21 protein-coding genes and 1 pseudogene are annotated in these 20,195 nt (G+C 69.8%); 10 read left to right on the forward strand and 12 right to left on the reverse strand.

The window, feature by feature from the left end; all coding sequences use genetic code 11:
- Nucleotides 1-195 (forward strand): annotated as a pseudogene (locus SSMG_RS23655) (nitronate monooxygenase); the annotation flags it as partial.
- Between the two features lie 83 nt (nt 196-278).
- Here SSMG_RS23655 and SSMG_RS23660 read toward each other — a convergent pair.
- The 3 genes from SSMG_RS23660 to SSMG_RS23670 are packed head-to-tail and all read right to left on the reverse strand — an operon-like array spanning nt 279 to nt 3,424.
- A complete protein-coding gene (locus SSMG_RS23660; RefSeq protein ID WP_009080124.1) occupies nt 279-1,430 on the reverse strand; it encodes an acetyl-CoA C-acetyltransferase in 1,152 nt (383 codons plus the stop codon).
- Between the two features lie 18 nt (nt 1,431-1,448).
- Complete coding sequence (locus SSMG_RS23665) at nt 1,449-2,249, reverse strand: SDR family oxidoreductase (protein WP_009080125.1); 801 nt, start codon at nt 2,247-2,249, stop codon at nt 1,449-1,451.
- Entirely contained in the window at nt 2,246-3,424 is a 1,179-nt protein-coding gene (locus SSMG_RS23670; RefSeq protein ID WP_009080126.1) for an acyl-CoA dehydrogenase family protein, read from the reverse strand. The genes SSMG_RS23665 and SSMG_RS23670 overlap by 4 nt, the downstream gene beginning before the upstream one ends.
- A 96-nt stretch (nt 3,425-3,520) precedes the next feature.
- On the opposite strand from SSMG_RS23670, the gene SSMG_RS23675 reads away from it, so the two are divergent.
- From SSMG_RS23675 to SSMG_RS23705, 7 genes are read left to right on the forward strand one after another with little or no spacing between them, the layout of a single operon-like run.
- Nucleotides 3,521-4,399 (forward strand): enoyl-CoA hydratase, encoded by an 879-nt coding sequence (locus SSMG_RS23675; protein ID WP_009080127.1) that lies wholly within the window; start codon nt 3,521-3,523, stop codon nt 4,397-4,399.
- Nucleotides 4,396-5,550 carry an acyl-CoA dehydrogenase family protein gene (locus SSMG_RS23680; protein ID WP_009080136.1) on the forward strand — a complete coding sequence of 385 codons (1,155 nt, stop codon included), beginning with the start codon at nt 4,396-4,398 and terminating at the stop codon, nt 5,548-5,550. Before SSMG_RS23675 ends, SSMG_RS23680 begins: the two co-directional genes overlap by 4 nt.
- Entirely contained in the window at nt 5,547-6,500 is a 954-nt protein-coding gene (locus SSMG_RS23685) for an acyl-CoA dehydrogenase family protein (RefSeq protein WP_009080138.1), read from the forward strand. Before SSMG_RS23680 ends, SSMG_RS23685 begins: the two co-directional genes overlap by 4 nt.
- Nucleotides 6,500-7,558 (forward strand): acyl-CoA dehydrogenase family protein, encoded by a 1,059-nt coding sequence (locus SSMG_RS23690; RefSeq protein ID WP_009080140.1) that lies wholly within the window; start codon nt 6,500-6,502, stop codon nt 7,556-7,558. The genes SSMG_RS23685 and SSMG_RS23690 overlap by 1 nt, the downstream gene beginning before the upstream one ends.
- Nucleotides 7,555-7,986, forward strand: coding sequence for a VOC family protein (locus tag SSMG_RS23695; protein ID WP_009080142.1), 432 nt, complete (start codon nt 7,555-7,557; stop codon nt 7,984-7,986). Before SSMG_RS23690 ends, SSMG_RS23695 begins: the two co-directional genes overlap by 4 nt.
- Nucleotides 7,987-7,997: 11 nt before the next feature.
- Entirely contained in the window at nt 7,998-8,882 is an 885-nt protein-coding gene (locus tag SSMG_RS23700) for a CoA transferase subunit A (protein WP_286156972.1), read from the forward strand.
- A complete protein-coding gene (locus tag SSMG_RS23705; protein ID WP_009080146.1) occupies nt 8,879-9,649 on the forward strand; it encodes a CoA-transferase subunit beta in 771 nt (256 codons plus the stop codon). Before SSMG_RS23700 ends, SSMG_RS23705 begins: the two co-directional genes overlap by 4 nt.
- A 5-nt stretch (nt 9,650-9,654) precedes the next feature.
- On the opposite strand, the gene SSMG_RS23710 is transcribed toward SSMG_RS23705, so the two are convergent.
- Entirely contained in the window at nt 9,655-10,266 is a 612-nt protein-coding gene (locus tag SSMG_RS23710) for a TetR/AcrR family transcriptional regulator (protein ID WP_009080148.1), read from the reverse strand.
- A 73-nt stretch (nt 10,267-10,339) separates the two neighbouring features.
- Between SSMG_RS23710 and SSMG_RS23715 the strand changes: the two genes are divergently transcribed.
- Nucleotides 10,340-11,929, forward strand: coding sequence for an AMP-binding protein (locus tag SSMG_RS23715; RefSeq protein WP_009080149.1), 1,590 nt, complete (start codon nt 10,340-10,342; stop codon nt 11,927-11,929).
- A 28-nt stretch (nt 11,930-11,957) separates the two neighbouring features.
- Here the strand turns inward: SSMG_RS23715 and SSMG_RS23720 are convergent, their stop codons facing one another.
- The 4 genes from SSMG_RS23720 to SSMG_RS23735 all read right to left on the reverse strand — a co-directional run bounded on the left by SSMG_RS23720 (nt 11,958) and on the right by SSMG_RS23735 (nt 16,527).
- Nucleotides 11,958-12,605, reverse strand: coding sequence for a flavin reductase family protein (locus SSMG_RS23720; RefSeq protein WP_009080150.1), 648 nt, complete (start codon nt 12,603-12,605; stop codon nt 11,958-11,960).
- Between the two features lie 58 nt (nt 12,606-12,663).
- Nucleotides 12,664-13,869 carry an acetyl-CoA C-acetyltransferase gene (locus SSMG_RS23725; RefSeq protein WP_009080151.1) on the reverse strand — a complete coding sequence of 402 codons (1,206 nt, stop codon included), beginning with the start codon at nt 13,867-13,869 and terminating at the stop codon, nt 12,664-12,666.
- 13 nt (nt 13,870-13,882) lie between these two features.
- Nucleotides 13,883-14,653, reverse strand: a complete 771-nt coding sequence (locus tag SSMG_RS23730) for an SDR family oxidoreductase (protein WP_009080153.1) — start codon at nt 14,651-14,653, stop codon at nt 13,883-13,885.
- Nucleotides 14,654-15,294: 641 nt separating this feature from the next.
- Nucleotides 15,295-16,527, reverse strand: coding sequence for an NADH:flavin oxidoreductase (locus tag SSMG_RS23735; protein WP_234392736.1), 1,233 nt, complete (start codon nt 16,525-16,527; stop codon nt 15,295-15,297).
- Nucleotides 16,528-16,670: 143 nt separating this feature from the next.
- On the opposite strand from SSMG_RS23735, the gene SSMG_RS23740 reads away from it, so the two are divergent.
- Nucleotides 16,671-16,946 carry a hypothetical protein gene (locus tag SSMG_RS23740; protein ID WP_037714636.1) on the forward strand — a complete coding sequence of 92 codons (276 nt, stop codon included), beginning with the start codon at nt 16,671-16,673 and terminating at the stop codon, nt 16,944-16,946.
- Nucleotides 16,947-17,114: 168 nt separating this feature from the next.
- On the opposite strand, the gene SSMG_RS23745 is transcribed toward SSMG_RS23740, so the two are convergent.
- From SSMG_RS23745 to SSMG_RS23760, 4 genes are all read right to left on the reverse strand, one after another.
- Nucleotides 17,115-17,876 carry an SDR family NAD(P)-dependent oxidoreductase gene (locus SSMG_RS23745; protein WP_009080164.1) on the reverse strand — a complete coding sequence of 254 codons (762 nt, stop codon included), beginning with the start codon at nt 17,874-17,876 and terminating at the stop codon, nt 17,115-17,117.
- Nucleotides 17,873-18,517 (reverse strand): PaaI family thioesterase, encoded by a 645-nt coding sequence (locus SSMG_RS23750; protein ID WP_009080166.1) that lies wholly within the window; start codon nt 18,515-18,517, stop codon nt 17,873-17,875. Before SSMG_RS23750 ends, SSMG_RS23745 begins: the two co-directional genes overlap by 4 nt.
- Complete coding sequence (locus tag SSMG_RS23755; RefSeq protein WP_009080168.1) at nt 18,517-19,290, reverse strand: SDR family oxidoreductase; 774 nt, start codon at nt 19,288-19,290, stop codon at nt 18,517-18,519. The genes SSMG_RS23750 and SSMG_RS23755 overlap by 1 nt, the downstream gene beginning before the upstream one ends.
- A gap of 175 nt (nt 19,291-19,465) precedes the next feature.
- Nucleotides 19,466-20,077, reverse strand: coding sequence for a TetR/AcrR family transcriptional regulator (locus tag SSMG_RS23760; RefSeq protein ID WP_009080171.1), 612 nt, complete (start codon nt 20,075-20,077; stop codon nt 19,466-19,468).
- Between the last annotated feature and the right edge of the window lie 118 nt (nt 20,078-20,195).

Genomic DNA, 20,195 nt, shown 5'->3' on the forward strand with positions numbered 1-20,195 from the left:
CAGACGATGCTGGCCGCGAACACCCCCATGCTGCTCAAAGCGGGCCTGGTGGAAGGCGACACGAAGGCCGGGATGCTGGCCGCCGGACAGGTGGTCGGAGTGATCGAGGACCTGCCAAGCTGCGCGGAGCTGGTGACTCGGATCGTGGATACCGCACAGGAGCGCCTGAAAGCCACCGCCGCGCTGCTCGACTGAGCCCCACGTCCGTGAGGGGAACCCTGAGGGACTCTGAGTCCCTCAGGGTTCCCCTCACGACCAGCCCCGAGCAAAACCGCAGCCTAAAGCCGCTCCAGCACAGTCACGTTGGCCTGCCCGCCCCCCTCGCACATGACCTGCAACCCGAACCGCCCCCCGCTCCGCTCCAGCTCGTGCAGCAAAGTAGTCATCAACCGAGCACCGGTAGCCCCGATGGGATGCCCCAACGCGATCCCGCCCCCATTCACATTGACCTTCTCGTGCGGCACGCCGATCTCCCGCATCCAAGCCAGCACCACCGGCGCGAACGCTTCATTGCACTCAAACAGATCGATGTCCTCCACCGACAACCCAGTCTTCTCCAGAGCCCGCTGAGTGGCCGGAATAGGCGCAGTCAACATCCACACCGGATCCGCCCCATAAACACTGAGGTGATGCACCCGAGCCCGCGGCGTCAGCCCATGCTCCGCCACCGCCCGCTCGGACGCGATCAACAACGCCGCCGCACCGTCGCTGATCTGCGAAGCCACCGCAGCAGTAAGCGGACTGCCCTCTTCAAGCGGCTTAAGCCCAGCCATCTTCTCCAAGGTGGTATCCCGCCGGGGGCCCTCGTCCTCGGCAAACGAACCCACCGGCGAGATCTCGCGCGAAAACCGGCCTTCGTCGATAGCCGCCAACGCCCGCCGATGGCTCTCGAACGCGAATTCCTCCAGAGAAGCCCGCGAAAGCCCCCACTTCTCCGCGATCATCCGCGCGGCACGGAACTGCGAAACCTCCTGGTCCCCATACCGGGCCACCCACCCCGGCGACTCCGCGAACGGCGTGCTGAACCCGAACTGCTGCCCCACCGCCATCGCCGAGGAAATCGGAATAGCAGACATATTCTGCACTCCCCCGGCCACAATCAAGTCCGCAGTCCCGGACAGCACCCCTTGCGCCGCGAAATGCACCGCCTGCTGACTGGACCCGCACTGCCGATCGACAGTCACCCCGGGCACGTGGTCCGGGTAGCCGGCCACCAGCCAGGCAGTCCGCGCGACATCACCGGCCTGCGAACCGATCGTGTCGCAGCACCCGAACACGACATCGTCCACCGCACCCGGGTCGATCCCGGTCCGCTGAATCAGCGCACGGATCGCATGCGCCCCCAAATCAGCCGAATGCACCCCCGCGAGCGAACCGCCGCGACGGCCGACCGGAGTGCGAACCGCGTCGACCACATATGCCTCAGGCACGAGAATCCTCCAGCAGGATCAGGGATGCTGACTGCTCACCGAGACGACTTCACCGGTGAGATAAGACGAATAAGCACTAGCGAGAAACACCATCACATTGGCGACTTCCCAAGGCTCCGCGGCCCGCCCGAACGCCTCGCGGCCCTTCAGTTCAGCGAGCAGTTCAGCGGTGGTGACCTTCTCCAGGAACGGATGCATCGCGAGGCTGGGCGACACCGCGTTGACCCGGATCCCGGACGGAGCCAGATCCATCGCCGCGGACCGGGTCAGCGCCATCACCCCGGCCTTGGCCGCCGCGTAATGCGCCTGCCCCTCCTGCGCCCGCCAGCCGATCACCGAAGCGTTGTTCACGATCACCCCGCGATAACCGCGGGCGATCATCCGCCGGGAAGCCGCCCGGATACAGCGAAAAGTCCCCGTCAGCGTCACATCGAGCACCAGCGACCACTGCTCGTCGGTCATTTCGGTGATCGAAGCCGTACCCCCGAGCCCGGCGTTGTTCACCATGACCTCGACCCCGCCGAACGGCTCGGCAGCGTCCAGCAAGGCAGCGACCTGCTTCTCCTTGGTCACGTCGCACCCCACAGACGCGACCCGGCCGGCGCCGAACTCCGCCCCCAGCTTGGCCGCCGCCTCGGCGAGCCGCCGCTCGTGGGTATCCCCGATCACGACCGCCCGAGCGCCCTCTTCCAAACAGCGGCGGGCGACAGCCGCTCCGATGCCCGCGCCCGCCGCGGCAGTCACGACGACCACGCGTTCGGCGAGCAACCCATGCCCCGGCACGTAATCAGGCGCGGGCTGTTCCGGTTTGACGCTCACGGTCGCGGCTCCCTCGGCAGGCCGAGCACTCGCTCGGCGATGATATTGCGCTGGATTTCGTCCGAACCGCCGTAAATGGTGTCGGCCCGGCTGAACAAGAAAAGCGTTTGCTGCGCATCGAGCTCGTAAGAACCGGCGGCAGTCAATGCGGAACCCCCGCGGACGTCCATCGCCAGTTCGCCCAATTCCCGGTGCCACCGCGCCCATAACAGCTTCGACACCGAAGCCTCCGGCCCCTGCGACCCCGCCTCGTACGCACTCAGCGTCCGCAACGCATGCACGCGCAACACCTCGAGACCGACCGAAGCCCGCGCCAGCCGATCCCGAATCACCGGATCGTCATAACGCCCGTTCTCTCGCGCGGCAGCGACCACACCGGCCAATTCCCGGGCGAACCCGACCTGCTGGCCGATAGTCGACACCCCGCGCTCGAACCCGAGCGTCGCCATCGCGACCCGCCACCCGTCCCCGGGCGCGCCCACCACGAGGGACTCCGAAGTCCGGGCCCCGTCGAAGAAGACCTCGTTGAACTCGCTGGTCCCGGTCAGCTGCCGGATCGGCCGCACCTCGACCCCGGGCTGGTCCATCGGCACCAGCACATACGACAACCCGGCGTGCCGCCGCGAACCCGGCTCGGTGCGCACCACCGCGAAACACCACTGCGCGTGCTGAGCGAGCGACGTCCAGATCTTCTGCCCGTCGATCACCCACTCGCCGCCCTCCAGCCGGGCCCGCGTGCGCACCCCGGCCAGGTCCGACCCGGCGCCCGGCTCGGAATAGCCCTGGCACCACAGCTCGGTCACCCCGACGATCCCCGGCAGGAACCGCCGCCGCTGCTCGTCGGTGCCGTGCGCGATCAACGTGGGCCCGAGCAGCTCCTCGCCGAGGTGATTGACCCGCGCCGGCGCGTTCGACCGCGCGTATTCCTCGTGGAAGATCACCTGCCGCAGCAGGCTCAGCCCGCGCCCGCCGTGCTCGACCGGCCAGCCGAGGCACGTCCAGCCGTGTGCCGCCAGGTGCTGGTTCCACGCCTGCCGCTCCTGCGGCGCCTCGTGCTCGCGCCCGGACCCGCCGAGCCCCTTCAGCGCGGCGAACTCGCCCGCGAGGTGGTCGGCGAGCCACTCGCGCACTTCCGCGCGGAACTGCTCGTCCTCGGGGGTGTAGCGAAGATCCACCCGTCCTCCTGGTCCGCCGGTGCCGGTCCCGCCACGCTACCAAACCAAGCACTTGTTTGGTAGCATCGCCGCCGAACCGAGAAGGAGTGATGCGCGTTGAGCGGAACCGAAGAAAGCACCGGCGAGCAGGTCGTGACCTACGAGGTGCGCGGTCCGGTCGCGGTCGTCACGCTGAACCGCCCGCAGTACCGCAACGCGCAGAACTCGAAGATGACCTACGCGCTGGACGCCGCGTTCACCAAGGCCGTGGACGATCCGGACGTCAAGGCGATCGTGCTGGCGGGCAACGGCAAGCACTTCTGCGCCGGGCACGACATCGGCACTCCCGGCCGCGACGTCGACCAGAGTTTCGAGCGCAAAGCGGTCATCTGGTGGGACCACACCGACCGGGCGGGCGTCGATTCCCGGTTCGCCCGCGAGTCGGAGGTCTACCTCGGCATGTGCCGGCGGTGGCGGGAGATCCCGAAGCCGGTGATCGCGATGGTGCAGGGCGCGTGCATCGCGGGCGGCCTGATGCTCGCGTGGTCGTGCGATTTCATCGTGGCCTCCGACGACGCGTTCTTCTCTGACCCGGTCGTGCGGATGGGCATCCCGGGCGTCGAGTACTTCGCGCATCCGTGGGTGATGAACCCGCGCGCGGCGAAGGAGTTCCTCTACACCGGCGACCGGTTCGGGGCCGAACGCGCGCAGGCGCTCGGCATGGTCAACCACGTCGTGCCGCGCGCCGAACTCGAAGAGGCCACGTTCGCGATCGCCGAGCGCATCGCGCAGATGCCGCAGCTGGGCCTCGCGCTCACGAAGAAGGCGGTCAACCAGGCCGAGGACCTGATGGGCATGCGGTCCGGAATGGACTCGGTGTTCGGCCTGCACCACGCCGCGCACGCGCACAACGCCGAACTGGACACCGACTCGCTCGCCGGGCTCGACGCGCGTTCCATGGCGAAGGCGAACAAGAAGGCCGCGGGAGAGTCATGAGCCCGGAATTCACCGCCGCGGAAGAGGAATTCCGCGCGGAGGCACGCGCCTGGCTGGCGGAGAACAGCCCCGGCCCGCTGCCGTCGATGGACACCGAAGACGGCGCCCGCGCGCATCGCGAATGGGAAGCCGAACTCGCCGAGGGCCGGTGGTCGGTGGTCACCTGGCCCGCCGAGTACGGCGGCCGCGACGCGACGCTGACCGAGTGGGTGCTGTTCGAGGAGGAGTACTACCTCAGCGGCGCGCCGACCCGGATCGCGCAGAACGGCATCTCGCTGCTGGCCCCGATCATCTTCGAGCACGGCACCGAAGACCAGCGCCAGCGGCACCTGCCGGCGACCGCGAACGGCACCCGGATCTGGGCACAGGCCTGGTCCGAGCCCGAGGCGGGCAGCGACCTCGCCGGGATCCGCAGCACCGCGGTCCGCGACGACGAACGCGGCGGCTGGGTTCTCAACGGACAAAAGATCTGGAGTTCCCGCGCCCCGTTCGCGGACTGGGGGTTCGGCCTGTTCCGCTCCGACCCGGACGCCGAACGCCACCGCGGCCTCACGTACTTCCTGTTCCCGCTCGGCTCCGACGGCGTCACGGTCCGGCCGATCGCCCAGCTCGACGGCGACTGCGGGTTCGCCGAGATCTTCTTCGACGACGTCTTCGTGCCGGATCGGGACGTCCTCGGCGGCGTCGGCGACGGCTGGCGCGTCGCGATGAGCACGGCGGGCAACGAACGCGGTCTGTCGCTGCGTTCGCCGGGCCGGTTCCTCGCGGCGGCGAACCGGCTGCTGGACCTCTGGGCCGAGCGCGGCGCCGAAGCACCGCACCTGCGCGACCGCGTGGCCGACGCGTGGATCAAGGCCGAGGCCTACCGGCTCTACACCTGGGACACCGTCGACCACGTGCAGCACGGCGGCGACGTCGGCGCGGCGGGCAGCGTGAACAAGCTCTTCTGGACCGGCCTCGACCTCGGCATCCACGAAACGGCGCTGGACCTGCTCGGGCCGGACCAGGAGCTGCGCGGCCGCTGGAGCGACGACTACCTGTTCGCCCTCGGCGGCCCGATCTACGCCGGCACCAACGAAATCCAGCGCAACATCGTCGCGGAACGCCTGCTCGGCCTCCCCCGCGGCGACCGCAGGAAGGCACAGGCATGAAGTTCCGGCTGTCCGCCGAACAGCGCGCGTTCGCCGAAGCGCTGGACGCCCTGCTGGGCGCGGCCGACGTCCCCGGCGTCACCCGGTCCTGGGCGGCCAAGCGGCCGGAACCCGGGCTGAAGCTGTGGAAACAGCTCGCCGAACTGGGCGTCACCGCGCTCGGCGTGCCCGAGGACCACGGCGGCGTGGGCGGGACCGCGGTCGATCTGATCGTGGCCTTCGAGCGGCTGGGATATCACGGCGTACCGGGTCCGGTGATCGAGTCGATCGCCGCCGCGCCCGCGCTGGTCACGGACGCTTCGCTGCTGTCCGCGCTGGCTTCCGGCGACGCGGTGGCGACGTTCGCGAGCGCGCCGGACACTCCGTACGCGCTGGACGCCGACGTCGCCACGGATGTCTTCGTGGTCGGCGATTCGCTCGCCCGGGCGGAAATCGGCCGCTCGCGGCAGTCGGTCGATCCTTCCCGGCACCTGTTCGAGGTCACCGCTGGTGCCGAGGTTCAGCCGCTCTCCCCGGAAAAGCGCGCCGCAGCACTCGATCTCGCCAGCCTCGCCTGCGCGGCGGAGCTGCTGGGCTGCGGCGAGCGGATGCTGGCCGACACCGTGGCCTACCTGGGCCAGCGACGGCAGTTCGGCCGCGTGATCGGCGAGTACCAAGCGCTCAAACACGCCGCCGCGGACGTTCGCGTGGCGCTCGACTTCGCCCGTCCGCTGTTGCTCGGCGCGGCCCGCGAGCCCAGCGCCCGGGCGATCTCGGCGGCGAAGGTCGCGACGTCGGACGCCGCCCAGCTGGCCGCGCGCACCGGACTGCAGCTGCACGGCGCGATCGGCTACACGCTCGAATGCGATCTGAGCCTGTGGCTGTTGCGCGTCCGGGCGCTCGTGGGCTGCTGGGGCACGCCCGCCGGGCACCGCGCGCGGGTGCTGGAGAGCCTGATGAGGGGCCGTTGATGCACTTCGCGCTGACCGACGAACAGCGGGAACTCGCCGCCGCCGTCCGCGGGCTGGTCGCCCGGCGAGCCGCGAAGACCGATCTGCGGGCGGCGATCGACTCGCCGTCCGGGTACGACACCGAGCTGTGGTCCGCGTTGTGCGAGCAGATCGGCGTCGCGGCGCTGGCCATTCCCGAGGAGTACGGCGGGGCCGGGTTCAGCCTGTTCGAAACGCATGTCGTGCTGGAAGAACTGGGCGCTAGCCTGACCCCGTCGCCACTGCTGGGGTCGGGAGTGCTTGCCGCGCAAGCATTGCTGGCGGCGGACGCACCCGAATTGCTTCCCGAAATCGCGGCCGGCGAGGTCGTCGCGCTGGCGTGGGCGGACAGTGCCGGGCGGCATCGGACCGACGGTTCGGACGTGGTCGCCTCGGGCGGAACCCTGAACGGCACCGCGACGCTGGTGCTGGACGGCGCGCAGGCGTCGCATCTGCTGGTGCTCGCCATGGCCGACGGACGCCCCGCGCTGTTCCAGGCCGACGCGACAGCCGAGGCGACCCCAGCGGTCGACCAGACGCTCCGGTTCGCCAAGGTCGAGTTCCGCGACACCCCGGCCACTTTGCTCGCCGCCGACTTCACCGAGGCGCTCCCCCGGCTGCACGCCCTCGCCGCGATCGCGTGCACCGCGCTGCAAGTCGGCGGTGCACAGTCCTGTTTGGACCGAACCGTCGCACATCTCAAGGAACGCGAACAGTTCGGCCGTCCGCTGGGGTCGTTCCAGGCGTTGAAACACCGGGTCGCGGACATGCTGGTCCAGGTCGAAACCGCCCGCTCGATGTCCTGGGCGGCCGGATTCGCGGCCAGCAACGGCGACGACGTCGTCCAGCAGGCGGCATACGCGAAATCGTGGTGCAGCGAGGCTTTCACCGCGGTCGCGGCCGAAACCGTCCAGCTGCACGGCGGAATCGCGATCACCTGGGAGCACGACGCCCAGCTGTACTTCAAGCGGGCGCACGCGCTGGCGCAGCTCTTCGGCGACGCCCGCGAACACCGGGCCCGGCTCCGGAGCGACGCATGATCCACCACGTCGGAATCACCGTGCACGACCTCGCCGCGTCGACGGAGTTCTACCGCGACCTGCTGCGCGGGACCGTCGAAGGTCCGTTCGAGCGCAGCGGTCCGCGGATCGACGAGGTCACCGGATATCCGGGCGTGGTCGTGCGCCAGAGCTTCGTGTCGGCCGACGACGGCGACACGGTGGTCGAGCTGCTGCAGTACGAAAACGGGTCGCCGGAGCGGATCGACCCGGACCACGGGCAAGCGGGCGCCGCGCACGTCGCGATCACCGTCGCCGACCTGGACGCGACGCTGGAACGGTTGCGCGGACGCGGGGTCGCCGCGATCTCGGAGCCGATCGTCACGAGCCATCCGATGGCGGGCTGCCGCGCGGTGTACGTGCTCGACCCGGACCGGGTCCGCGTCGAACTGGTGCAACTGCCCGCCTGAGCGGAGAAACAATGGAGGAACGAATGGGCGGCAAGTCCATGACCCTGGACGGCGTCACCGAGTACGTCCGGTCCGGGATGACCGTCGGGATCGGCGGGTGGGGGTCGCGGCGCAAGCCGATGGCGATGGTGCGCGAACTGCTGCGCAGCGACGTCGACGACCTCACGCTGGTCACCTTCGGCGGGCCCGAGGTCGGGCTGCTGTGCGCGGCGGGCAAGGTGCGCCGGGTGATCTACGGGTTCGTCTCGCTCGACACGATCCCGCTCGACCCGCATTTCCGCGCCGCGCGCGAGGGCGGCCGGGTCGAGACGACCGAGTACGACGAGGGCATGTTCGTCGCCGCGCTGAAGGCGGGCGCCAACCGGCTGTCGTTCCTGCCGACGCGGGCCGGGCTGGAGAGCGACGTGCTGCTGATGAACCCGGAGCTGAAGACCGTCGCGTCGCCGTATGACGACGACGTCTACATCGCGGTGCCCGCGGTGCGCCCGGACGTCTCGCTGCTGCACCTCAACCGCAGCGACACCCTCGGCAACGGCCAGTTCCTCGGCCCCGACCCGTACTTCGACGACCTGTTCGCGATGGCGTCGGAGAAAACGCTGCTGAGCGTCGAGAAGATCGTCGACACCGAGGACCTCACCGCCACCGAGCGGTCGACGTCGCTGCTGATCAGCCGGATGTTCGTGAACGGCGTGATCGAAGCCCCGAACGGCGCGCACTTCACCTCGTGCGACCCGGATTACGGCCGCGACGAGGCGTTCCAGCGGCATTACGCCCAGTCGGCGCAGGACGAGGTCTCGTGGAAGCAGTTCCGCGAGACCTTCCTGACCGGCGACGAGGCCAGCTACCACGAAGCAGTGCGCGCCTTCCACCGCGCGACCGAGAAGGAGTCCGCATGAGTGCCCCCGCGACCCGCGCCGAGGTCTGCGTCGCCGCGTGTTCCGACGCGTGGCGCGGTTCCGGCGAGGTGCTGGCCCACGCGGTCGGCACGGTCCCGGCGATCAGCGCGCGGCTGGCCCGGCTGACCCACTCCCCCGAACTGGTGCTGTCCGACGGCGAATGCCACTTCATGGCCGACCCGCCGCCGCTGGGCAAGACCGCCGCGGCCGGCGGGACCGTCGAGGGCTGGGCGCCGTTCGGCCGGATCTTCGACATCCTGAACACCGGGCGGCGGCATTCGATGATGGGCGCGAGCCAGCTCGACCGGTTCGGCAACCAGAACATCTCGCTGATCGGCGACTGGCGGAAGCCGAAACGCCAGCTCATCGGCATGCGCGGCGCGCCGGGGAACACGGTCAACCACCGCACCGACTACTGGGTGAGCCGGCATTCGAGCCGGGTGTTCGTGGACCGGGTGGACGTGGTGTCCGGCGTCGGCAACGACCGGGCGCGCGCGCACGCCTCGACGGCGCTGCGGTTCCACGACCTGGGCGTCGTGGTGACCGACCTGGCGGTGCTCGACTACGACGAGGACGGACGGCTGAAGGTGCGTTCGCTGCACCCGGGCGTCACCGAGGACGAGGTGCGCGCGAACACCGGCTTCGAGCTGGATTTCCGCGGCGCCGGGGTGTCGCGGGTGCCGGACGAGCACGAGCTGGACCTGATCCGCACCGTGCTCGACCCGAAGAACGCCCGGGACCGGGAGGTCAAGGAGCCCCGGCCCTGAACCGTTCAGCCGGCGAGCAAACCGCCGTACAGCATCGCGAGGTACTGCTCCGCCACGACGTCGTGGCGGAGCTTTCCGCGCGGGTTGTACCAGCGGACCGACGTCCAGACGGTGTCCCGGATGAACCGGTACACGAGGCTCACCTCGAGGTCGGTGCGGAACTCGCCGGTCTCCCGGCCCGACTGGAGCACGCCGAGCCACAGTTTTTCGATCTTCAGCGAGGTTTTCCCGACGAATTCGAAATCGGCGAGGCTGCCGACGACGGCCGATTCGTTCTGGTACAGCGCCACCGCGAACGGCCGCTCGTGAATCGTCGCGAAGGCGGTGTACACGAGCGCGTCGAACTTCTCGCGCGGCGTGCCGTCCTTCCCGGCGATTTCGGCGAACGCGGCCAGCAGGTCGTCCATGAACTCCTTGAGGATCTCGCGGAGCATGTCCTCCTTGGACGCGAAATGGTGGTACAGGCTCCCCGACAGGATGCCCGCCTCGTCGGCGATGTCGCGGACGGTGGTCTGGGAGTAGCCCCGGGTCGCGAACAGCTGAGCGGCGATGCCCAGCAGCTCGCCGCGCCGGGTGCCGCCGTTCTTGGCCGGGGCCCGGCCGGTTCGCGGAGTCATCGCATGGATCCCTTCCTGCCCGCTGCTTTCCCCTATGCTACCGAACAAGCACTTGTTCAGTGAGGAGACCCGCGTGTCGACACCTCGCACGATGCCCGCCCTGCTCGACGAAGCCGCCCGCCGCCACGGCGACGCGCCGGCTGTGGTCGACGGTACGACACAGCTGTCCTGGACCGGATTGCGGGAGCGGGCGCGGACCGTTTCGCGGGCGCTGGCCGCGCTCGGCGTCCGGTCCGGCGACCGGGTCGCGGTGTGGTCGCCGAACCGGGTGGAATTCATCCTGACGTTCCTGGGCGCGCAGTGCCTCGGCGCGGCGCTGGTGCCGATCAACACGCGGTACCGCGGCGAGGAGGCGCGGGTGGTGCTGGAGCGGTCCGGCGCTTCGGTGCTGGTGCTGTGCAACGGGTTTCTCGGGAACGACTACCTCGGGATGCTGACCTCGGCCGCCGCCCGTCCGGGTTCCGGCGCTTCTGGTTCCGGTGCTTCTGGTTCTGTCGTGCCGGGGCTTCCGCGGCTGCACACCGTGATCGACATCGGTTCAGACGGCGTTGCCTTGCCGTGGAACGAATTCCTCGCCGGGGCGGAGTCGGTGCCGTCGGTCGACGAATCCGCGGTGACGCCTTCCACGGTGGCGGACATTCTGTACACCTCGGGCACCACCGGCGTGCCCAAGGGCGTGATGAGCACGCACGCCCAGACGATCGGCGTCGCGGACGTGTGGGCGAAGGGCGCGTCGCTCACCCCGGCCGACAAGTACGCGATCGTCAACCCGTTCTTTCACTCCTTCGGTTACAAGGCCGGAGTGGTCGCGGCGATCACCGCGGGCACGACGATCTATCCGGTGCTGACCTTCGACCCGGTCGCGTTGATGGAGCTGGTCGAGCGAGTTGGCATCTCAGTGCTGCCCGGTGCTCCGACCATCTTCACTACGCTGATCAACCACCCGCGCCGCACGGAGTTCGACCTGTCGTCGCTGCGCTTCGCGATCGCCGGCGCGGCTTCGGTGCCGGAAAACCTGTTCTCGGACATGCGGGAAATCCTCGGCTTCGAGCAGGTCGCGCAGGCGTACGGGCTCACCGAATGCGTGGTGGCGACCCAGTCGCGGCCGAACGAGGACCCGCGGCACGTCGCGCACACGACGGGCCCGGCGGTGGCCGGGCTGGAGATCCGCGCGGTCGACAGCGAGGGCAAGGACGTGCCGGTTGGCACCGACGGCGAGATCCTCATCCGGGGCGAGTTCGTGATGCTCGGCTACTTCGACGACCCGGACGCGACGGCCGCGGCGATCGACGCCGACGGCTGGCTGCACACCGGCGACGTCGGGCAGCTGGACGAGCACGGCTGCGTCAAGATCACCGGACGGCTCAAGGACATGTTCACCGTGGGCGGGTTCAACGTGTACCCGGCCGAGGTGGAGAACGTGCTGAGCACCCATCCGGACGTCGTGGAAGCCGCGGTGATCGGCGTGGACGACGACCGGATGGGCTCGGTCGGCCGGGCTTACGTGACGCTCTGGTCGGGGGTCGAACTGGACCCGGAGGCACTGCGCGAGTACTGCCGGGAACGGCTGGCGAACTTCAAGGTGCCGCGCGAGTTCGTGGCGATCGAGGAGCTGCCGAGGAACGCCAGCGGGAAGATCGTGAAGCGGGAACTGGGCGGGTGACGGATCCGAGCACGGCTCCGCCGCCCGCTCAAGCGTCTCGGCTGCGTGCCCGTCGGTCCGGGAAGGCGGTCGGTGTTCGGGCGGAAGTGGCGCGGAAAGTCCGGCCGAGTTCGGGTCCCCGGCCCACATAGTGGCGGAAGACGTAGAACAGCGGCTCCCACGCGGCGACGCGGATGTGCCGGAGGTCCGGTTCGGCGAGCGCGGGATGGACGTGCACCCGAAGCACCTCGGCCTCGACGATCCCGACGGCGGGGTCGCCGGGATGGCGCGCGGCGGTCACCCGGCATTCGACCTGGAGCGGGCATTCCGCGACCCGGGCGGCCGCGACGAGGTCGGCCGGGACCGCGGTGAGGCGGGCGGCGCCGAATTTGTCCCGCTCGGTGCGGAACTGGCCGGCCTTGTGCTCCGGGACGACGGGAGCACCGGTCAGCCCGGCCAGGCGTTCGACGGCGGGCCACAGCTCGGCGCTCGCATAGTTCAGCACGCAGCCCGGCCGCTCGCGCAGGTTGGCGAAGGTGTGGCCGGTGGCGCCGAGACCGAGCACGGCGGTGCGGCCGAGCACCCAGGCCGAGGACATCGGGGCCAGATTGGCCGTCCCGTCGGCGTTCGCGCTGGACAGCAGGACGACGGGGGTGCCGGGGTAGAGCACCGGCGGGTCGATCACGACGGAATCCATGACCGAATCCTGGCGGCGGGACGGTTCGGCCGGCACCGAACCGTCCCGCGTCCGGTGGTCAGGCGAGCCGCTCCAGCACCATCGCCATGCCCTGTCCGCCCGCCGCGCACATCGTTTCCAGGCCGAAGGTCGCGTCTTTTGCCTGGAGGCCGTGCAGCAGGGTCGTCGCCATCCGCGCGCCGGTCGAGCCGAACGGGTGGCCCAGCGCGATCGCGCCGCCGTGCACGTTGACCCGGTCGAGGTCGAGGCCCAGCTGGTCGACGCACGGCAGCACCTGCGCGGCGAACGCTTCGTTCATCTCCACCAGGTCGACGTCCGCAACGGACAGTCCGGCCCGCGCCAGCGCCTGCCGGCTCGCCTCGACCGGCCCGAGCCCCATGATCTCCGGGCTCAGCGCGGACACCCCGGTGGCGACGATCCGCGCCAGCGGCTGGATGCCCAGCTCACGCGCCCGGACGTCGCTCATCACCACGAGCGCGGCCGCCCCGTCGTTGAGCGGGCAGCAGTTCGCCGCGGTCACCGTCCCGTCTGGTCGGAACACCGGCTTGAGTTGAGATATCTTCTCCAGCGTCACCCCGGCGCGCGGACCGTCGTCAGCAGACACCACGCTCCCGTCCGGCAAGGTCACCGGCGTGATGTCCTTCCGCCAGAACTCCCCCGCCGCTTCGGCGAGATTCTGGCTGCGCACCGCGAAGGCGTCCTGGTCCTGTCTGGACACTCCACAATGGTCCGCGACGTTCTCCGCGGTCTCGCCCATCGCGATGTACACGTCGGGCAGCGCACCGTCCTTACGCGGGTCTGTCCACTGCAGACCGCCCGCCGCCCGCTTTTCCGTGACCGCCATCGCGTCGGCATACAGCGGGTTCTTCGTGTCCGGCATGCCGTCGGCTTTCCCTTGGGAGAACCGCGAAACACACTCGACACCCGCCGAAACGAACACGTCGCCCTCGCCGGCGCGGATCGCGTGCATCGCCATCCTCGTGGTCTGCAGGGAGGACGCACAGTAGCGGTGCACAGTCGTGCCGGGCACCGCGTCGAGGCCGAGCCGCAGCGCGACCATCCGGCCGAGGTTGTACGCCTGTTCGCCGGCCGGTTGCGCGCAGCCGAGCATCAGGTCGTCGATCCGGTCGACCTGCGGGACCGCGGCCAGCGCGGCTTCGACGATCTGCGCGGCGAGGTCGTCCGGCCGCAGGTCTTTGAGCGAGCCCTTGTACGCCCGCCCGATCGGCGAGCGGGCGGCGGAGACGATCACGGCTTCGGGCACAGCAGGGTCCTCCTCAGGCGTTCGGGGTGTGCTGGAGGAAGGCGGGCCATTCGCCGCCACCGTCCACATTGAGCACTGCTCCGCTGACATGGCTCGCGAGCGGCGACGCGAGCAGCAGACAAGCTTGACCGACCTCGGCCGGCGACGCGAACTGTCCACGCGGGATCGTCCGGGCGACCGCGTCGCGCTGCGCGGGATCGCCGTAGTGGTCCTCGGAACCCGGCGTCTCGACCAAGCCGCAACTGACCGCGTTGACCCGCACCCGCGGCGCCCACTCGACCGCCAAACTGGTCGTGAGGCTCTCCAGCGCCGCCTTCGCCGCTCCGTACACCGCGGTGCCCGGGCTGGGCCGCCGCGCCGAGATCGACGTGACGTTCACCGCCGACGCTCCGGGCGTCTCGCGCAGGAGCGGATGCGCCGCGTGGAGCACGTACGCCGCGGCGAGGAAGTTCAGCTCGTTGATCTTGCGGTGAAACTTCGGCGAGGCCTCGGCGAACTGCGCGAACGGCGCGCCTCCGGCGTTGTTGACCACGACGTCGAGCCGCCCGTGCCGCTCGCCGATCCCCTCCAGCCACCTTCCGACCTGCTCCGGCTCCCGCACGTCGACCTGCGTGAACCGCGGCTTGCGTCCGTTCGCCTCGCGCAGCTTCGCGGGTTCCGTCCGCCCGCAGATCTCGACCTCGGCGCCGGCTTCGAGGAACGTCGCCACGATGCCGTCCCCGACCCCGCGCGCTCCGCCGGTGACGAGGACGACGCGATCGGTCAGGTCGAAGCTGACAGGCATGCTGCTCCTTCTCGCCGGGAGGGCTCAGCTTACCAAACAAATGCTAGGTTGAGGACGTCGAGGTTTCCCATGCCACCCGACACAATCCGGCGGTCCGGTGGTCCGCATCGTCGCCGGGGCGCACTGGGGCTCGCCGCACGCGGGGGCCTGGTCGTACTGAAGGACACGGACGCCACTGCCGCGGCCGCCGGGGACTTCCTGGGCTGAATCCGCTGTACGCCTTCAAGTTCACGCACCCGGTGCCGCCGCACCTGATATCTCAGTGTTCCGAAGCGATCGTGAACCATTCGACGCCGGAAGCGTCTCGCGACATCCCCGGGCATGCGCAACGCGGGGGTTTCGGCCATTCCCGAGCCCGCCGCGCTGCACCGCCTGCCCGGCCCGTGCGCGGCAGGGCAACGGCTATGCTGCGGCTCGTGAGCGTTTGCGCCGGTTAGAACCGGCAACGCCACGCACAAGCCCCACGCAGTCTGCACCCCAACCTATGCACGATCGGGCGGCGACCTCTCCAGCACCTGGTGAGTGTTCGCGCCGGTTAGAACCGGCATCGCCGCGCACAAACCCCACCCCCGCCGACCGACCCCGCCCAACGACCCCGTCCGAACCCGGCCTCCGCTCAGACAACCGGCGCCCCGGCAAGTTCACCCCACGTATCCCCCGGGCCGCCCCCAGTCCGCGCCCCGGGGCGTCGTCCGGTCCACCAGCACGCACCGCGTCCCGGTGAAGTTCGTCGGCATGCATTTGTTGCAGTGGATGCACAACGAGGGCGTCCGGGAGTCAGCTGCGATCCGGTTCACCAGGTCCGGCTCGCGCAGCAGCGCCCGGCCCATCGCGACGTACTGGAATCCTTCCCGCATCGCCAGTTCCATCGACGCGCGGTCGGTGATCCCGCCGAGCAGCACCATCGGCAGCTTCACCGCGGCGCGGATCTGCCGCGCGTCCTCGAGAAGGAACGCGTCCCGGTAAGGGTATTCGCGGATGAACCGCTTCCCCACCGCCCGCACGCCCAGTCTCAGCGGCTGCGGCAGCACCGCCGCGAACTCGCGGACCGGTGCGTCGCCCTTGAAGAGGTACATCGGGTTGAGCAGGGAAGAACCGGCGGTCATCTCGAGCGCGTCGCAGGTGCCGTCGGCTTCGAGCCACTGCGTCACCGGAATCGCTTCGTCGAGCCAGAAACCGCCCGGGACGCCGTCGTCCATGTTCATTTTCACGATCACCGCGATCCGGTCGCCGACCGCGTCGCGGACCGCGCGCATCGTGTCCCGCGCGAGCCGGGCGCGGTTTTCCAGCGAACCGCCGTATTCGTCGGTGCGGCGGTTGAGTTTCGGGCTCAGGAAGGAGCTGATCAGATAGTTGTGTCCTAAGTGGACCTCGATCGCGTCGAACCCGCATTCGATGGCGCGCCGCGCCGCTTCGGCATGGGCGCGTTTGACGCGTTCAATGCCGGCGTGGTCGATTTCCCGGGCGAAACTGAGCGTCGCCTGGGGGAAATACCGGCTCGGCGCGAGCGCGGGAAGCCCGTTGCCCTTCGGAGCCGCGACCGGCCCGGCGTGCCCGATCTGCGCCGAGATCGCCGCGCCCTCGGCGTGCACCGCGTCGGTGAGCACGCGCAGCCCGGGCAGCGCTTCGTCGGTCCAGTAGATCTGATGCCGATCGGTGCGGCCTTCCTTGGCGACCGCACAGTAGGCGACGGTCGTCATCCCGACGCCGCCCTTCGCGTAGCCGACGTGGAAATCGACCAGATCCCGGGTCACCCGGCCGTGATGGCTGAGCCCCTCGTAGGTCGCCGCCTTGACGACGCGATTGCGCAACCGCACCGGCCCGAGCCGAGCGGGAGCCAGCGGATCGGGCGGGGCGGGGGTCGTGGAAGTCACCATGCCACGGTAGGAAACGGAGGGGCTGGCCCGCTCTCGCGATCTCGGTGACCGGGAGGCCCCCGAAGCCCTCGATGCGGTAACGCCCTGCCCGGACTCGGCGACTCATGTTCGTCCATCCGTGCTCGGGAGGAGAAACCACTGTGTCCGACGTCAAGCCTCGTCCTCGCTACCACTCCGACGCCTTCACCGGGCCTTCCGCGGTCGCCGCGCGCCTCAAAGAGGCGTCCGAGACGGACGGGCCGACGGACTACGCGAACAGGATCAACCTCGAGATCCTCGGCCAGCTCGCGGCCATCCGGCGACATGCGTTGATCCTGGCCACGATCGTCGTGCTGTGGGCGATCCTGACCGTGATCGGGTTCATCCTGATCCTGACCAATCTCCCCAGCAGCGGGTCGTCCCTCTACCGCTATTGAGTCTTCAGCCCGTCCCTTGCCAAGGAGCCGCTTCCTCCAGTTGTCCGTCATCGTCCTTCCCGAGGGGAGCGATATCGCGGGCATCCCGGTCACGTTCGCCACGCTCGTCCCCGCCGAAAACCGCAGCACGCGGAACCGGTCGTACGGGTTGCGAGTGAGGCCCAAGGCTCAGCCGAAGAAGGCTTGGCCGCCGTCGAGCGGCACCGTGGCTCCGGTCAGATAGCGCAGATCGGAGCCGACCAGTGCGACGACGGCGCGGCCGATGTCCTCCTCGCATTCCCCGATCCGGCCCATCGGAATGGTCGCGACGAATTCGGCGGCCTCTTCGGGATTGTGCTCGGTCCACCATTTCAACCCGGGCGACAACGCGTGCGGCGCGATCGCGTTGACCCGGATCCCGTCGCGCGCCCACTCGACGGCGGCGGTGCGCGACAGCGAGCGCAGGGCTTGTTTTGCCGCCGCGTAAGCACCGTAGGTCGTGGGATCCCAACGCACCATCGCTGATGTGACCAGGTTGACGATCGAAGCGTCTCCGGCAGCCTTCAAATGCGGGTGGGCGGCTTTCATGAAGGCGAACGCGGCGAAGGGTCCGGTTTCAAAACCGCGCGCGAAATCCTCGTCGCTCATTTTCAGCAACGGCCCGAAGGCACCGGAGTACGCGTTGTTGACCAGAATGTCGAGCTGGCCGAAGCGCGAAACAACTTCGTCGACGACGCCGGGAACCGACGCAGTGTCCGCGACATCGCATTCGAACGGTTCCGCGGTAGCGCCTCGTTCGCGCAGGAGGCGGCAGGTCTCGTCCAGCTTCCCGCGCGTGCGCCCGAGAACCGCGACCGACGCCCCTTCCCCTCCCAGCGCCAGCGCGATTCCTTGCCCGACGCCTTGTCCGGCACCGGTTACCAGGGCCACCCGGCCCGCGAGCGTGTTCATCGGCCTCCTTCGTCTTGGGCACCCGGTCGGGCGACGTGTTTCGCCACGAAAATGCCGTCCGCGGAAACGCAGAGCTGACCGTCGGCGAGAATTTCGCCGGTCGTGCGAATCCGGCGTCCCTCCCTGGATTGCTGCCGCGCGCGAATCGTCAGCTCCTCGAACAGCGGGGTCGTCCGGTGGTAGCGGACATTGAGCGTGCCGGTCATTCCGTCCGGCCCCGGCCCCCAGCTGTTGGCGACGCCCAGCGCGTGATCAAGCAGCAGAGCGGAAATCCCGCCGTGCACGCAGCCCGGCGGTCCCTGGTACGGCAGGCCGAGCGTCACCGTTCCGGCCACCGAACCGTCCGGCAGGCCGTGCAGGCGCAGCGGCGGCGCGAGTGCGTTTTCCGGGCCGGTGACCGGATCATGGCGCGGTCGCCCGGCCCACATTCCGACGAAACGTTCCTGCCGCTCGGGCGCGTGTTCTTCGAGCTGGTCAGCGATCCGGTCGAGGCCGCGGGCAAGGTCCGCCATCGGCGCGGCACTGCCGGCACCAGCGTGCAGGAGCGCGCTGACCACTCGGCGCGCGGCAGCGACGGCAGCGTCGATGCCATCGCCATTCGGGATGGGCGACAACGGGACGTTCTCGGCGTAAGTCGTCATCAGTAGTGCGCCGCCGGGCGGAGGGTCGCCTCGGCGCCGCCGTCGACGTAGACGACCTGGCCGGTGATGTGCGTGGTCGCGGCGTCGGCGAAATACGCCAGAACTCGCGCGACGTCCTCCGCGGCCGCGTAACCGTGCAGCGGCATCGGGACTGCTTTGTCCATCACGGCTTTCATCTGCGGATCGGCGAAAAGCCCGTCGGTCATCGGCGTCCGGACCACGCCGGGCGCGACCACGTTCACCGCGATTCCCGCGTCCGCCCAGCCTTCCGAAACCGACGTGCGGCGCGCCCACTGCGCGATCGCGGACTTCGAGGACGGATACAGCTGGAGCGCGCGATTGTCCGCGATCGCCTCGCGTGCGGCGGTCAACGCGGCTTGCTCGTCGCCGCGCAGACAGGCTTCGACCACCGCGGGGTCGTTCGGCTGGGTACCGGAGATCGAGCCGACCAGAACCACGCGCGGTGCCTCGGATTTCGCCAGCAGCGGCTGCAGCGCTTCGATGAACTCGGTGCTGCCGAAGTAGTTCACCGTGACCATGACTTCGCCGGGGTTCGCGGTTCCGGCGCAGGTGACCACCGCGTCGACGTGCCCGGTGCGCTTCCCGACTTCCTCGGCGGCAGCGGTGCGACCGGGCGGGGTCGAGAGGTCCGCGTCGATGTCGCTGCCCTTGAGGTCGACGCCGAGTACCTGGTCGCCGCGCTCGGCGAGGAGCCTGCTGAGCGCCGCCCCGATCCCCGAACTCGCTCCGGTGACGACGACGGTGCGCGGCATGACGGCCTCCTGAGGCGGGGTTCCGGGAACGGCCGCGACGCTACGGGCAACGCCGGCGCACGCGGCGGGTCGATCCCGGTCACCGGGAGAACCTGTCCGGTCTGAGATGTCAGCGCACCCAAGCAGCCACGCTAACCCGAGCGTCTGGTCGCCGCGCGAACCGGCACCGGGTCAGTCACGGGGCGGGGCGCCCCAGTTCGGCCAGCAGCAACCGGCACGCCAGCACCGTGTCCGCCTCCGCCTCCTCCGCGGTGATGTGCCCGTTCAGCTGCGAGGTCAGCACGCCGTACCAGGTCTGCTCGATCAGCCGGACCAGGCGGCGGTCGTGCTCGCTGGCCTCGGACACCCCGGCGACGCGCAGGATCAGCTCCGCGAACTCGACCGCCGCGGCCATGTTCGGCGACTCCCCCGCGACCGTCGCGTTGTTCGACTGCAGCATCGCCTGCGCGAGCCGCGGCCGTTCCAGCAGGTGACGGGCCGCGTCGACCAGCACGCGCGCGACCGCCTCGGCCGGGTCCTGGCCGGGTTTGACCGGGACGCTGTTGCGGTCCAGCTGCTCGACCTGGCTGCGCAGCAGCGCGGTGAACAGGATCGTCTTCGACGGGAAGTAGCGGTAGAGCGTGGCGATCGCGACACCGGCGTCGCGGGCGACGTCGAGCATCTGGATCCGGTCGAGGCCGTGCTCGGCGCCGTGTTCCGCGGCCGCCCGCAGGATGCGCCGGTAGCGCTCCTGCTGCGCGGGCGAGCTCGGCGTGGCCGGCGCCCGGTTTTCGGCGACTCTCGGCACCGCGACTCCTCCGCTCGTGATCAGGCCATCCTCCCGCACGATCCTCCCACCGGGCGCTGCCGCTACCGGTGAGTGGGATGACCGCGCCCCGGCGCGCCGCGGATGCGGTTGGCTCGCC

The sequence above is a fragment of the Streptomyces sp. AA4 genome, from assembly GCF_000158875.1.
Lineage (GTDB): Bacteria > Actinomycetota > Actinomycetes > Mycobacteriales > Pseudonocardiaceae > Amycolatopsis.